Here is a 12,651-nt window from a genome sequence, read left to right on the forward strand (position 1 = left end):
AGAGAACACCCGTTCTACTGGATCTCCGTTCTCATGTCCGGCCACCAGCCGAGAACCCTTGACACCTCCGGCGTCACCTTAACTTCCCGGCATTGCGACTAGCCCCCCGCGCCCCCGGTGCCCGCGTCGCCGGCGCCGGTCAGACGGCCGCGGGCGCGGCGGCGCGGCCGGGCGCGGCGGCGCGGCGCAGGTACTCCGCCGTCGCCGAGCCCGGCGCGTCCAGCAGCGCCGCCGGGGTGCCGGCGAACACGACCTCGCCGCCGTGCCGGCCGCCGCCCGGCCCGAGATCGATCACCCAGTCCGCCGCCGCGACCACCCGCGGGTCGTGCTCGACCACGACCACCGTGCTCCCGGCGTCCACCAGCCGGTCCAGCAGCGCCACCAGCGCGCCGACGTCCGACACGTGCAGCCCCGCGGCCGGCTCGTCCAGCACGTGGACGGCGCCGCCGACGTCGAGCCGGGCCGCGAGCTTCAGCCGCTGCCGCTCGCCGCCCGACAGCGACGCCAGCGGACGGCCCAGCGCCAGGTAGCCCAGGCCCACCTCGCACATCGCCCGCAGCGGCCCCGCGACACCCGTCCCACCGGTCTCACGCGTCCCCGGGGCCTCCTCGCCGAGGAACGCCAGGGCCCGGTCGGCGGTCATCTCCAGCACGTCGGCGATCGTGCGGCCCCGCAGCGTGTGCGCCAGCGCCTCCGGCCGGTAGCGGCGGCCGCCGCACGCCCGGCACCGCGTCGTCACCGGGTCCATGAACGCCAGGTCGGTGACGATCTCGCCGCTGCCGCCGCAGTCCGGGCAGGCGCCCGCCGAGTTGTGCGAGAACAGCGCCGGCGCGGCGCCGCTCGCGCGGGCGAACAGCCGCCGCAGCGGGTCCATCGCGCCGAGGAACGTCGCCGGCGTCGACCGGCGCGACGCCGCGATCGGCGACTGGTCCACCACGACCGCGCCGGGATGGCGCGGGGCGAACTCGTCCATGACCAGCGTGGTCTTGCCCGACCCCGCCACCCCCGTCACGACGGTCAGGACCCCGTGCGGGAACCGCGCCGTCACGCCCTTGAGGTTGCGGGAGCGGGCGCCCTCGACCGTCGTCCAGCCGGACGGCTCGCGCACCGCGGCCTTGACCGGCAGGGCGCCGCGCAGCGCCCGCCCGGTCGGCGTCCCCGCATCCCGCAGCGCCGCCGGGGGACCGGTGAACAGCACCCGGCCGCCGTCCTCGCCCGCGCCCGGCCCCATGTCGATCACATGGTCGGCGGCGCCGATGACGGCGGGGTCGTGCTCGACCACCAGCACCGTGTTGCCCCGGTCGCGCAGCCGCGCCAGCAGCGCGGTCAGCCGGTCCACGTCGGCGGGGTGCAGGCCGGCGCTGGGCTCGTCGAACACGTAGGCCAGCCCGGTCAGGCTCGACCCCAGGTGCCGGACGACCTTCAGCCGCTGCGCCTCCCCGCCCGACAAAGAGGCCGTCTCGCGGTCCAGGGCCAGGTAGCCCAGGCCGATCCCGGCCAGCCGCCGCAGCCGGGTCAGCGCCGCGTCCGCGACCCGCGCCGCGACCGGGTCGGTGATCTCGCCGAGCACGCCGATCAGGTCGGTGGCCTCCAGCCGCGCCATGTCGGCGATCGAGCGGCCCCCGATCCGCGACGCCAGCGCCGCCGGGTTCAGGCGCGCGCCGCCGCACGCGGCGCAGTCGTCCTCGCGGACCACCCGCCGCACCTGCTCCCGCAGCCCCGGACGCAGCGCCCCCGGGTCCCGCTTGAGGTAGAGGCGGTCGAACCGGGCGACCAGCCCCTCGTAGGCGTTGTCGCCCATCGACCCGGTCCGGTTGCGGCGCGGCACGCGGAACCCCTTGCCGTGCAGCAGCAGCTCCCACTCGGCGGCGGTGAACTCCCGCAGCGGCTTGTCGGGATCGAACAGGCCCGACTCGGCGTGCAGCTGCCAGGTGAACGTCCCGACGCCGAACGGCGGGAAGGCCACCGCGCCCTGGTTCAGCGACCGCGAGACGTCCAGGAACCGGTCCAGGTCGACCCGCACCGCCCGGCCCAGCCCGTCGCAGGCGCGGCACATGCCCCGCGGGTCGTTGAAGGAGTACGCGGCCGCCTCCCCGGCCGGCGGCGACCCGAACCGGGAGAACAGCACCCGCAGGACCGCGAACACGCCGGTGGCCGTCCCGACCGTCGAGCGGGCGTTCCCGCCGACCGGCCGCTGGTCGACCACCACCGCCGGCGCCAGGCCCTCGACGGCGTCGGCGTCCGGCCGCTCCCGCTTGGGCATCCGGTCGCGGGCGAACCAGCTGAGCGTCTCGCCCAGCTGCCGCTGCGCCTCCGCCGCGACCGTCCCGAACACCAGCGAGGACTTGCCCGACCCCGACACCCCCGACACCACCACCAGCCGGTTCTTCGGGATGCGCACCGAGACGTCCCGCAGGTTGTTGTGCCGGGCCCCGATGATCACCATGTCTTCGTCGCTCATGCCCGCCACGCTAGGAACCAACGAGGTCAGGACCTGGCCTCGTTCGCCCGCATACTGGGGGCATGTCCTCCGAACGGCTGCTGCGGCTGCTGTCGCTCCTGCAGACCCGCCGCGCGTGGAGCGGCCCCGAGCTGTGCGCGCGGCTCGGCGTCAGCGCCCGCACCGTCCGCCGCGACGTCGAGCGGCTCCGCGGCCTCGGCTACCCCGTGCACTCCACGCTCGGCGCCGCCGGCGGGTACGCGCTGGAGGCCGGCGCCGCGATGCCGCCGCTGCTGCTGGACGACGAGGAGGCCGTCGCGATCGCCGTCGGGCTCCGCGCCGCCGCCGGGGGAGCGGTCGAGGGCATCGGGGAGGCGTCGGTGCGGGCGCTGGCCAAGCTCGAACAGGTCCTGCCCGCGCGGCTGCGGCGCCGCGTCACCGCCCTGCACACCGCGACCACCCCGCTGACCGGGCCGCCCGCCGGGCCCGCCGCCGACCCGGCCGTCCTGACCGTCCTGGCCGCCGCGTGCCGCGACCGCGAACGCCTCCGCTTCGCCTACCGCGACTCCGCCGGCGCCGAGACCCGCCGCCTCGCCGACCCGCACGGGCTGGTGTCGGCCGGGCGCCGCTGGTACCTGGTCGCCCACGACACCGGCCGCGGCCGGTGGCGGACCTTCCGCGTCGACCGGCTCTCCTCCCCGCACCCCACCGGCGTCCGGTTCCCGCCCCGCGACCCGCCCGCCGGCGGCGCCGCCGCGTTCGTCACCCGGTCGCTGGCCCGGTCGCGGCCGCTGCGGCGGGCGGTGCTGCTCGTGCACGCCCCCGCCGCCGAGCTCGCCGACCGGTTCCGCGTCACCGCCGCCGAGATCGAACCGGCCGGCGAGGACGCGTGCCTGCTGCGCACCACCGCCGACTCCCTGGAATGGACGGCGCTGCGCATCGCCTACCTCGACCTCGACTTCGAGATCCTGGAACCGGCCGACCTGCGCGAACGGCTCGCGGCGATGGGCGAGCGGCTCACCCGCGCCGCCGCGCCCGGCGGCCGTAGCCTCCGGCAGGGCGCCGGGCCGCCATGACACGCCCCCGCCGGTCCCCGCCCGGGCCCCGGTGGGAGTATGGGACCGTGACGGACGACATGGGCGCCGTCCCCGGCGGACGGGCGGACGGGCCCCATCCCCCCAATCACCCCAAACCGGGAACGCAGACCGTGGACCGGTCGGTGGCGGTCCTGCGCTCCTTCGAGGACGCCGACCGGCAGACCCCCACCGAGATCGCGCACCGGCTCGGCCTGTCGGTCAGCACCGCGCACCGCATCGTGCACGCCCTGCACGCCACCGGGATGCTCGCGCAGGACCCGGCGACCGAGCGGTACTTCCTCGGCCCCACCACCGCGATCCTCGGCCGGCTCGCGCTGGAGCGGATGGGCGCGACGCTGCTGCAGCCGGAGCTGACCGCGCTGCGCGACGGCACCGGCGAGGCCGTCAGCCTCGGCGTCCGCGCGGGCGACGAGGTCGCGGTCATGATGCACCTGCCATCGCTGCACCCGCTGCGCTACGACCAGCCGCCCGGCGACCGCAACCCCATCCACGCCTGCGCGATGGGCAAGGCGCTGCTGGCCTTCGGCGGCGACCCCGTCGCGATGGAGGAGCCCTACGCCCGCTACACCCCCGCCACCCTCACCACGCGCCGCGGCCTGGAGGACGACCTGGCCCGCGTCCGCGCGCGCGGCTACTCGGTCAACGACGAGGAGCGCCTGGTGGGGGTGCGGGCGGTGGCCGCGCCGGTCCGCGACGGCAACGGGCGGGTGTTCGCGGCGGTCGCGCTGCAGGGCCCGTCGGTGCGGTTCGGCGACGACCGGCTGCCGGACCTGGCCGAGGCCGTCCTGGCCGCCGCCGGACGCCTCACCGCCCTGCACCGCCACCTGTCCTGACCGCCGCCGCGGCGCGTTCAACGGGGTCGGTCCCGGCCGGTGCGAGGGCGGCGGAGACGGTGGCCAGCTCGTCCAGCAGCGCCGCCACCGCCGGCGGCCGCGGGCCCGCCGCGACGACCGCGCTGATCTGGCGGCTCCCCACCGCCGCGACGTCCGGGAGCGCCACGCCGGGCTCGGTGTGCAGGCGCAGCGCCAGCCCCGGCAGCACCGTGACCGCCAGGCCCCGCGCGACCAGCCGCTGCACCGCGACGTGGTCCTCGGTCGCGAACGCGATCTCCGGGACGAACCCGGCCCGCTCGCACGCCCACCGCAGGTGGTCGCGGCACCGGGCGCAGCCCGACGCCCACGTCCGGCCGGCCAGGTCCGCCAGCCGGGGCCGCGCCGCCCCCGCCAGCGGATCGTCGGCCGGGACCAGCAGCCGCAGCGGGTCCCGCGCCAGCGGCACCTCCCGGAACCGGGCGTCGGCGTCGGGCGGGGTGTGGGCGTACCGGAACACCACCGCGATGTCGGTGTCGCCCGCGCGCAGCAGCGCCAGCGCCTCGGCCGGCTCGGCGTCCACCAGCGTCACCGACACCCCCGGCGCCCGCTCCCGCAGCCGCGCCAGCGCGTCCGGCAGCAGCGCCCCGGCCGCCGTCGGGAACACCGCGACCCGCACCCGCCCCGCCCGCAGCCCCGCGATCGCGGCGATCTGCTCCTGCGCGTCGTCCATCCGGGCCAGGACGTCCTCGACGTGCTCGACCAGGATCCGGCCCGCCTCGGTCAGCCGCACCCCGCGGCCGTGCCGCACCACCAGCGGCGTCCCGGCCTCGGCCTCCAGCCGCGCGATGTGGTGCGACACGGCCGGCTGGGTGTAGGACAGGGCCCGCGCGGCGGCGGTCATCGAGCCGAGCCGCGCCACCTCCCGCAGGATCCGGCCCCGGCGCAGGTCGAGCATCCCGCCAAAGTATCAGCGCGATCTATGGGACGCCCAGAAAACCGTACTTTGTGCTATGGGAGGCGGGTGCCCGACGATCGGACCATGACCCTTTCCATCGCCGCGGCGCAGCGCGAGTTCAGCGCCGGAGCCGCCTTCCTCAACACCGCCACCTACGGGCTGCCGCCGCGCGCCGCGCACGAGGCGATGCTCGCCGCCGAGCGCGACCGCGCCGCCGGGCTCATGGTCCCCGCCGACCTGGACGCCGCGGTCACCCGCTCCCGGGAGGCGTTCGCGCGGCTGCTCGGCGTCCCCGCCGGCCGGGTCGCGTGCGGGCCGCAGGTGTCGTACTTCACCGGGCTGGTCGCGGCGTCGCTGCCGGAAGGCACCGAGGTCCTGGTCGCCGACGGCGACTTCACCTCCCTGCTGTTCCCCTTCGCCGCCCGGCCCGGCCTCACCGTCCGGTCGGTGCCGCTGGAGCGGATCGCCGAGCAGGTCACCGCACGCACCGGCGTGGTCGCGGTGTCGGCGGTGCAGTCCGCCGACGGCCGCATCGCCCCCCTGGCCGACCTGATCGACGCCGCCCGCGCGCACGGCGCCCGGATCCTGCTGGACGCCACCCAGGCCGCCGGATGGCTGCCCCTGCCCGCCGGCCGCGTCGACTGGCTGGTGTGCGGCGGCTACAAGTGGCTGCTCGGCCCCCGCGGCACCTGCTTCCTCACCGGCACCGCCGAGGCGCTGGACGCGCTCCCGGCGATCGGCGCCGGCTGGTACGCCGGCGCCGACATCTGGGACTCGGTCTACGGACTGCCGCTGCGCCTGGCCCCGGACGCCCGCCGCCTGGACCTGTCCCCGGCCTGGCAGTGCTGGGCCGGGCACGCCCCCGCCCTGGAACTGCTCGAACGGGTCGGGACCGCCGCGATCCACGACCACGACGTCGCGCTGGCCCGCCGGTTCCGCGCCGGGCTCGGCCTGCCGCCCGGCGACTCGGCGATCGTGGCCCTCGACGTCCCCGCCGGCACCGACGAGGTCCTGCGGCGCGGCGGCGTCATCGCCGCCGTGCGGGCCGGGCGGCTGCGGTGCGCGTTCCACCTCACCACCACCGAGGCCGACGTCGACAAGGCCGTCGAACTCCTCGCCCCGCTCGTCGACCGCTGACCCCGCCCGTCCCACCGCCGCCCCGGCGCCCGGCGCGCCGCCCGCCCCGCGCCGCCCGCCCCGCGCCGCCCGGCGGGTGAAGTTCTTACAAGGTTGGAACAAGGTGTCTTGACCGGGCCGTGCGGGCCGCCCGCGCCGCGCCGCGCGTCCTACCTTCGTCGCCATGAACGTACTGCTCACCGGATCGGCCGGGTTCATCGGCTCGCACATCGCCGAGGCGCTCACCGCCGCAGGGCACCGCGTGCGCGGCCTGGACACCCGGCCCGACGGGCTCGGCGGCGGGACCGCGGACGTCGCCGACCCCGCCGCCGTTGCCCGGCGGCTGGCCGGCGTCGACGCCGTCTGCCACCAGGCCGCCAAGGTCGGCCTCGGCGTCGACGTGTCCGACCTGCCCGCCTACACCGCCGCGAACGTGCAGGGCACCGCCGTGCTGCTGGCCGAGATGGCCCGCGCCGGCGTCGGCGCCCTCGTCCTGGCCTCCTCCATGGTGGTGTACGGGGAGGGCGCCTACAGCTGCGCCGCGCACGGGTCCGTGCGGCCCCGGCCCCGCCCCGAGGAGGCGCTGGCCGCCGGCCGGTTCGAGCCCGGCTGCCCCTCCTGCGGGCGGCCGCTGGCGCCCGGCGCCGTCGCCGAGGACGCCCCGCTCGACCCCCGCAACGTCTACGCCGACACCAAGCTCGCCCAGGAGCACCTGGCCGCGTCCTGGGCCCGCGCCACCGGCGGCTCCGCCGCCGCGCTGCGCTACCACAACGTCTACGGGCCCCGGATGCCGCGTGACACCCCCTACGCGGGCGTCGCGGCGATCTTCCGGTCGCGGCTGCTGGCGGGCCTGCCGCCGCTGGTGTTCGAGGACGGCGCGCAGCGCCGCGACTTCGTGCACGTCCGCGACGTCGCCCGCGCCAACGTGCTCGCGCTGGAGCGGATCGTCGCCGGGCCGCCCGAGCCCGGCGGGCTGCGCGCCTACAACATCGCCAGCGGCGAGCCCCGCACGATCGGGGCCATGGCCGCCGCGCTGGCCGCCGCGTGCGGCGGGCCCGCGCCGCAGGTCACCGGCGGCTACCGGCTCGGCGACGTCCGCCACATCGTCGCCCGCCCCGACCGGGCCCGCCGCGAGCTGGGGTTCTCCCCGGCGGTGGCGTTCGCCGACGGCATCGCCGAGTTCGCCGCCGCGCCCGTCACCACTTCGTAAGGGTCGCCGCCCCGTCACCGAAAGTAGCGTCAGACCGTGATCGATGTGGTTCTCCCCTGCCTCAACGAGGCCGAGGCGCTGCCCTGGGTGCTGGACCGGATGCCCGCCGGGTTCCGGCCCCTGGTGGTCGACAACGCCTCCACCGACGGCTCCGCGACCGTCGCCGCCGACCGCGGCGCCCGCGTCGTGGCCGCACCCGAGCGCGGCTTCGGCGCCGCCTGCCACGCCGGCCTGCTCGCCGCCGAGACCGAGGTGGTGTGCGTCATGGACGCCGACGCCTCCCTCGACCCGGCGCAGCTGCCCCGGCTCACCGCCGCGCTGGACGCGCTGCGCGCCGGCGGCGCGGCCGGGCTGGTGCTGGGCCGGCGCCGCCCCACCGGGCGCGGCGCGTGGCCGCCGCACGCCCGGCTCGGCAACGCCGTCCTGGCCCGCTCCCTGAACCGGCGCGCCGGCACCCGCCTGCGCGACCTCGGCCCGATGCGGGCCGCGCCCCGCGCCGCGCTGCTCGGCCTCGGCGTGGCCGACCGCCGGTTCGGCTACCCGCTGGAGATGGTGCTGCGCGCCGCCGCCGCGGGCTGGCCGGTCGCCGAGGTCGACGTCGCCTACCGGCCCCGCACCGGCGACTCCAAGGTCACCGGGACCGTCGGCGGGACGGTCCGCGCCGTCCGCGACATGCGCCGCGTCCTGGCCGAGGCCGCCCGGTGACCGCGCCCAACACGCCCACCGCCCCCGCCGCCCCCGCCGGCGCCGCCGGCGCCGATCTCGTCGTGATCGCCAAGGAGCCCGTGCCCGGGCGCGTCAAGACCCGCCTGACCTCCGCCTACACCCCGGATCAGGCCGCCGCGCTGGCCGAGGCGGCGCTGCGCGACACCCTCGCCGCGGTCGCCGCCGCGCCCGCCGGGCGGCGGGTCCTGGCGCTGGACGGCGCGCCCGGCCCGTGGCTGCCCGCCGGGTTCACCGTGCTGCCGCAGCGCGGCGCCGGCCTGGACGAGCGGCTGGCCGCCGCGTTCACCGACGCGTGGGCGGGCCGCCCGCTGGTCCTCATCGGCATGGACACCCCGCAGGTCACCCCGGCGCTGCTGCAGCGCGCCGCCCGCGACCTGCGCCGCCGCGACGCGGTCTTCGGGCCCGCCGCCGACGGCGGGTTCTGGCTCCTCGGCCTGCGCCGCCCCGACCCGCGGCTGCTGCGCGGCGTCCCGATGTCGCTGCCCGGGACCGGCGCCGCCCAGCTCGCCCGGCTCCGCGGCGCGGGGCTGCGCGTCGGGCTGCTGCCCGAGCTCACCGACGTCGACACCCCCGCCGACGCCCGCGCCGTCGCCGCGCTGGCCGCCGGGACCCGCTTCGCCGCCGCCCTGCGCGGCCTGCACGCCGGAACGGTCCCGGCGTGATCGGCGCACTGTACGAGGAGGCGCTGCGCGGCCGCGCCCCCGTGGAGATCGAGCACGCCGACGGCCGCCGCCGCCCGCTGCCGGTCCAGGACTGGCTGGCCGCGGCCCGCCCCGGCGACGCGGGGCTGCTGGCCCGCTGCCGCGGCGCCGTCCTGGACGTCGGGTCCGGGCCGGGCCGCCTCACCGTGGCGCTGGCCCGCCGCGGCGTCCCCGTCCTCGGCATCGACCTGGCCCCGGCCGCGGTCGCGCTGACCGTCGCGGCCGGCGCCCCCGCCCTGTGCCGGGACGTGTTCGGGCGCGTGCCCGGCACCGGCCGCTGGGGCACCGTGCTGCTGGCCGACGGCAACATCGGCATCGGCGGCGACCCCGCCGCGCTGCTGCGCCGCGTCCTGGCGCTGCGTGCGCCCGGCGGCCGCGTCCTGGTCGAGGTCGACCCGCCCGGCACCGGGTCCCGGGTGGAGCCGCTGCGGCTGCGGTCGGGCCGCACCGTCGGCGAATGGTTCACCTGGGCGCGGGTGTCGGCCGACGCCGCCGGCGACCTGGCCGACGCGTGCGCGGCGACCGTGACCGAGCTGTGGGAGGAGGCCGGACGGTGGTTCGTCGCCCTGCGGGCCTGACCCGTGCGAGCCTGCCGGGCGGGCGCTTGAGCCGCGTGCGCCTGACCCCGCCGCCGCTGGTCACCGGGCTGTCGGGACGGTTCACCAGCCGGCTGCACGACACCCGGGTCGCCTCCTGGCTCGGCGTCGCGCTCGGTGTGTCGATCGCGGTGTCGTTCACGACCGGGCTGGTCAGCCACTTCATGCAGCACCCGGCCGGATGGATGCAGTGGCCGTCGCGGCCGGTCGGCCTGTACCGGGTCACCCAGGGCGTCCACGTCATCGGCGGGCTGGCGACGGTGCCGCTGCTGCTGGCCAAGCTGTGGACGGTCTACCCCCGGCTGTGGCGGTGGCCGCCCTTCCGCTCGGCCGGGCACGCCGTCCAGCGGGTGCTCATCTTCGTCCTGGTCGGCGCCGCGCTGTTCCAGACCGTGACCGGGATACTGAACATCGCCTACTGGTACGTGTTCCGGTTCTTCTTCACCACCGCGCACTACTGGACGGCCTACATCCTGGTCGGGGCGCTGCTGGTGCACATCGCCAACGAGGCCGGCACCGCGCGGCGGGCGCTGATGACCCGCCCGCGGGACGGGGTGGGCCGCCGCGGGTTCCTGCTCACCGTCGCCGCCGCGAGCGGCGCGATCGCCGCGACCACGGTCGGGCAGACGGCGACGCCGCTGGCGCGGCTGGCGGTGCTGGCGCCGCGCCGTCCCGGCATCGGCCCGCAGGGCGTCCCGGTCAACAAGTCCGCCGCCACGACCGGCGTCACCGCCGCGGCCCGCGACCCCGCGTTCCGGCTCACCGTCACCGGCCGCGTCGACCGCCCGCTCACCCTGTCCCTGGACGCCCTGCGCGCCCTGCCGCAGCACACCGCGCGGCTCCCGATCGCCTGCGTGGAGGGCTGGAGCGTGGAGGCGGACTGGACGGGCGTGCGGCTGCGGGACCTGCTGGACCTGGCCGGGGCCCCGGCCGGCGCGCGGATCACGGTCGAGTCGCTGGAACGCGGCGGCCTCTACCGCACCTCCATGGTCGACCCTCCGCACTGGCACGACCCGCTGACCCTGCTCGCGCTCGGCCTGAACGGCGCGCCGCTGGCCCTGGACCACGGCTACCCCTGCCGGCTGATCGCCCCCAACCGGCCCGGGGTCATGCAGACCAAATGGGTGCACCGGGTGGTGGTCGCATGACCGCCCGGATCGCGGTGTGGGCCGCCTACGCGGCGGGGCTGGCGCTGATCGGCTTCGGCGCGAGCGGCATCGCCGCCGACGTCCCCGCCGGCCGGTGGGCGGCCTGGTTCGCCGGGGCGGCGGTCCTGCACGACGGCGTGCTGGTGCCGCTGGTGCTGGCCGCCGGGCTGGCGACCGCGCGGCTGCCGGACGCGGCGCGGCCCGCCGTGCGGGCGGCGCTGGTCGTCGCCGGATGCGTCACCGCGGTCGCGCTGCCGGCCGTGCTCGGCTTCGGCCGCCGCGCCGACGAGCCGTCCCGGCTGCCGCTGCCCTACGGCCGCAACCTCGGGCTCGTCCTCGCGGCGATCGCGGTCATCGCCGCCGCCGCGATCGCCGTCCGGCTCGCACGGCGGCGGCGCGGGGCCCGGAGTACGGCGCGGAGAGGAGGGCGGCGGTGACGCTCACCGATGCCCGGGAGCGGGCCGCGACCGGCGGCCGCGGCAGGACGCGCGGCCGGTGCGGGTGGGTCGCGGTCGCGGTGTGGGCGGCCGGGATCGCGGCGGCGTTCGCGGCCGGGTGGTACCTGCGGCGCGCCGGGCTGGAGACCGAGGACGCGCTGCCGCCGCTGCACGCGCGGGCGCGGGAGCGGCCGCTGACCTGGGAGCTGCTGCCCGCGGCGGCGTTCGCCGCGGCGGCGGTGGCGGCGCTGCCGGCGCTGGCCGCGCGGCTGCCGTGGCGGGCGGTGCCGCTGCTGGCGTGGGCGGGGTCGGCGGCGTGGGCGGTGGCGCTGGCGGCCGGCGACGGATGGGGCGCGCTCGCCGCGCCGCTGGACGCGCCGACCGAGTACCCGGCCGGGCTGGCGCAGGTGCGGCCCGACCCCATGGAGTGGCTGCGGACCTTCACCGACCGGCTCGGCGGCTACACCACCCACGTGCGGGGGCATCCGCCGCTGCCGACGCTGGCGCTGTGGGCGCTGGAGGCCGCCGGGCTCGGCGGCACCGGGTGGGCGGCGGCGGTGATCGTCACCGGGGGCGCGTCGGCGTCCGCGGCGGTCGCGGTGACCGTCCGGTGCCTGGCGGGGGAGCGGGCGGCGCGGTCGGCGGTGCCGCTGCTGGTCCTGGCGCCGCTCGCGCTGTGGATCGCGACCTCGATGGACGCGCTGTTCATGGCCGTGGCCGCGTGGGGCACGGCGCTGCTGGCGGCCGCCGCCCGCCGCGACCGCCCCCCGCACGGGGCGGGCGCGGTGGTCCTCGCGGGGGGCGGCGGGCTGCTGCTGGGGTCCCTGCCCTACCTCAGCTACGGGCTGCTGCCGATGTTCGCGGTGCCGCTGGCGGTGGTGCTGCTGGCGCGGCCCCGGCCGCGGCTGCTGGCGGCGCTGGGCGCCGGCCTGGTCGCGGTGCCGGCCGCGTGCACGCTGGCGGGGTTCTGGTGGCCCGACGGCGTCCGCGCCACCCTGGACACCTACCTGATCAGCCGCGGGTCGGCGCAGCGGTCCTACGCCTACTTCACGGCGGCGAACCTGGCGGTGCTGGGGCTGCTGACGGGCCCGGCGGTCGCGCACGCGCTGCCCGCCGCGGCCAGGGCCCTGCGCGGCGCGGCCGGGCTGGCGGGCGGTGCGGCGCGGGCGCGGGCCGTCCCGCCGCGGGCCGTGGTCGCGGTGCTCGCGGCGGCCGCGCTGACGGGGGTGCTGGTGCTGGACGCCTCCGGGGTGACGCGCGGCGAGGTGGAGCGGATCTGGCTGCCGTTCGCGGTGTGGCCGCTGGCGGCGGCCGCCCTGCACGGGCCGCCCGCGCGGCGGTGGCTGGCCGCGCAGGCGGTGACCGCGCTGGCCGTGCAGGCGCTCGTGGCCTCCCCCTGGTAGCCCCCGGCGG

General features: G+C 78.5%; 12 protein-coding genes. 10 read left to right on the forward strand and 2 right to left on the reverse strand.

Annotated elements, in window-relative coordinates; translation table 11 throughout:
• Window positions 1–139: 139 nt before the first annotated feature.
• Window positions 140–2,461, reverse strand: coding sequence for an excinuclease ABC subunit UvrA (locus CHF16_RS15265; protein ID WP_089326849.1), 2,322 nt, complete (start codon window positions 2,459–2,461; stop codon window positions 140–142).
• Between the two features lie 62 nt (window positions 2,462–2,523).
• Here CHF16_RS15265 and CHF16_RS15270 point away from each other — a divergent pair, with 62 nt between their 5' ends.
• Together CHF16_RS15270 and CHF16_RS15275 are read left to right on the forward strand one after the other, a co-directional pair.
• Window positions 2,524–3,516, forward strand: a complete 993-nt coding sequence (locus CHF16_RS15270) for a helix-turn-helix transcriptional regulator (protein WP_089326698.1) — start codon at window positions 2,524–2,526, stop codon at window positions 3,514–3,516.
• 47 nt (window positions 3,517–3,563) lie between these two features.
• Complete coding sequence (locus CHF16_RS15275) at window positions 3,564–4,370, forward strand: IclR family transcriptional regulator (RefSeq protein ID WP_179271538.1); 807 nt, start codon at window positions 3,564–3,566, stop codon at window positions 4,368–4,370.
• Here the strand turns inward: CHF16_RS15275 and CHF16_RS15280 are convergent.
• Window positions 4,342–5,304 (reverse strand): LysR family transcriptional regulator, encoded by a 963-nt coding sequence (locus CHF16_RS15280; RefSeq protein WP_089326700.1) that lies wholly within the window; start codon window positions 5,302–5,304, stop codon window positions 4,342–4,344. The genes CHF16_RS15275 and CHF16_RS15280 overlap by 29 nt on opposite strands.
• Window positions 5,305–5,388: 84 nt before the next feature.
• On the opposite strand from CHF16_RS15280, the gene CHF16_RS15285 reads away from it, so the two are divergent.
• The 8 genes from CHF16_RS15285 to CHF16_RS15320 all read left to right on the forward strand — a co-directional run bounded on the left by CHF16_RS15285 (window position 5,389) and on the right by CHF16_RS15320 (window position 12,641).
• A complete protein-coding gene (locus CHF16_RS15285; RefSeq protein ID WP_089326701.1) occupies window positions 5,389–6,441 on the forward strand; it encodes an aminotransferase class V-fold PLP-dependent enzyme in 1,053 nt (350 codons plus the stop codon).
• Between the two features lie 163 nt (window positions 6,442–6,604).
• On the forward strand, window positions 6,605–7,630 hold the full coding sequence (locus CHF16_RS15290) for an NAD-dependent epimerase/dehydratase family protein (protein ID WP_089326702.1): 1,026 nt from the start codon (window positions 6,605–6,607) through the stop codon (window positions 7,628–7,630).
• A gap of 36 nt (window positions 7,631–7,666) precedes the next feature.
• Window positions 7,667–8,335 carry a glycosyltransferase family 2 protein gene (locus tag CHF16_RS15295; protein WP_218826679.1) on the forward strand — a complete coding sequence of 223 codons (669 nt, stop codon included), beginning with the start codon at window positions 7,667–7,669 and terminating at the stop codon, window positions 8,333–8,335.
• The gene (locus tag CHF16_RS15300) at window positions 8,332–9,018 is read left to right on the forward strand and encodes a TIGR04282 family arsenosugar biosynthesis glycosyltransferase (protein WP_089326703.1); all 687 of its coding nucleotides are present in this window, start codon (window positions 8,332–8,334) and stop codon (window positions 9,016–9,018) included. Before CHF16_RS15295 ends, CHF16_RS15300 begins: the two co-directional genes overlap by 4 nt.
• Window positions 9,015–9,635 carry a class I SAM-dependent methyltransferase gene (locus CHF16_RS15305; RefSeq protein ID WP_179271539.1) on the forward strand — a complete coding sequence of 207 codons (621 nt, stop codon included), beginning with the start codon at window positions 9,015–9,017 and terminating at the stop codon, window positions 9,633–9,635. Before CHF16_RS15300 ends, CHF16_RS15305 begins: the two co-directional genes overlap by 4 nt.
• Window positions 9,636–9,670: 35 nt before the next feature.
• The gene (locus CHF16_RS15310; RefSeq protein WP_245868596.1) at window positions 9,671–10,801 is read left to right on the forward strand and encodes a molybdopterin-dependent oxidoreductase; all 1,131 of its coding nucleotides are present in this window, start codon (window positions 9,671–9,673) and stop codon (window positions 10,799–10,801) included.
• On the forward strand, window positions 10,798–11,238 hold the full coding sequence (locus tag CHF16_RS15315) for a hypothetical protein (RefSeq protein WP_218826680.1): 441 nt from the start codon (window positions 10,798–10,800) through the stop codon (window positions 11,236–11,238). Before CHF16_RS15310 ends, CHF16_RS15315 begins: the two co-directional genes overlap by 4 nt.
• Window positions 11,235–12,641: a hypothetical protein gene (locus CHF16_RS15320; protein WP_089326705.1), complete on the forward strand. Its 1,407-nt coding sequence runs from the start codon at window positions 11,235–11,237 to the stop codon at window positions 12,639–12,641. The genes CHF16_RS15315 and CHF16_RS15320 overlap by 4 nt, the downstream gene beginning before the upstream one ends.
• Window positions 12,642–12,651: the final 10 nt, after the last annotated feature.

Origin of the sequence: Actinomadura meyerae (genome assembly GCF_900188445.1) — a bacterium.
GTDB lineage: Bacteria > Actinomycetota > Actinomycetes > Streptosporangiales > Streptosporangiaceae > Spirillospora > Spirillospora meyerae.

What these genes read in the sequence shown, in the direction of transcription:
- CHF16_RS15290 (WP_089326702.1), top strand. Translation starts at nt 6,605, where the DNA reads ATGAACGTACTGCTCACCGGATCGGCCGGGTTCATCGGCTCGCACATC.
- CHF16_RS15270 (WP_089326698.1), top strand. Translation starts at nt 2,524, where the DNA reads ATGTCCTCCGAACGGCTGCTGCGGCTGCTGTCGCTCCTGCAGACCCGC.
- CHF16_RS15285 (WP_089326701.1), top strand. Translation starts at nt 5,389, where the DNA reads ATGACCCTTTCCATCGCCGCGGCGCAGCGCGAGTTCAGCGCCGGAGCC.
- CHF16_RS15280 (WP_089326700.1), bottom strand. Translation starts at nt 5,304, where the DNA reads ATGCTCGACCTGCGCCGGGGCCGGATCCTGCGGGAGGTGGCGCGGCTC.
- CHF16_RS15315 (WP_218826680.1), top strand. Translation starts at nt 10,798, where the DNA reads ATGACCGCCCGGATCGCGGTGTGGGCCGCCTACGCGGCGGGGCTGGCG.
- CHF16_RS15265 (WP_089326849.1), bottom strand. Translation starts at nt 2,461, where the DNA reads ATGAGCGACGAAGACATGGTGATCATCGGGGCCCGGCACAACAACCTG.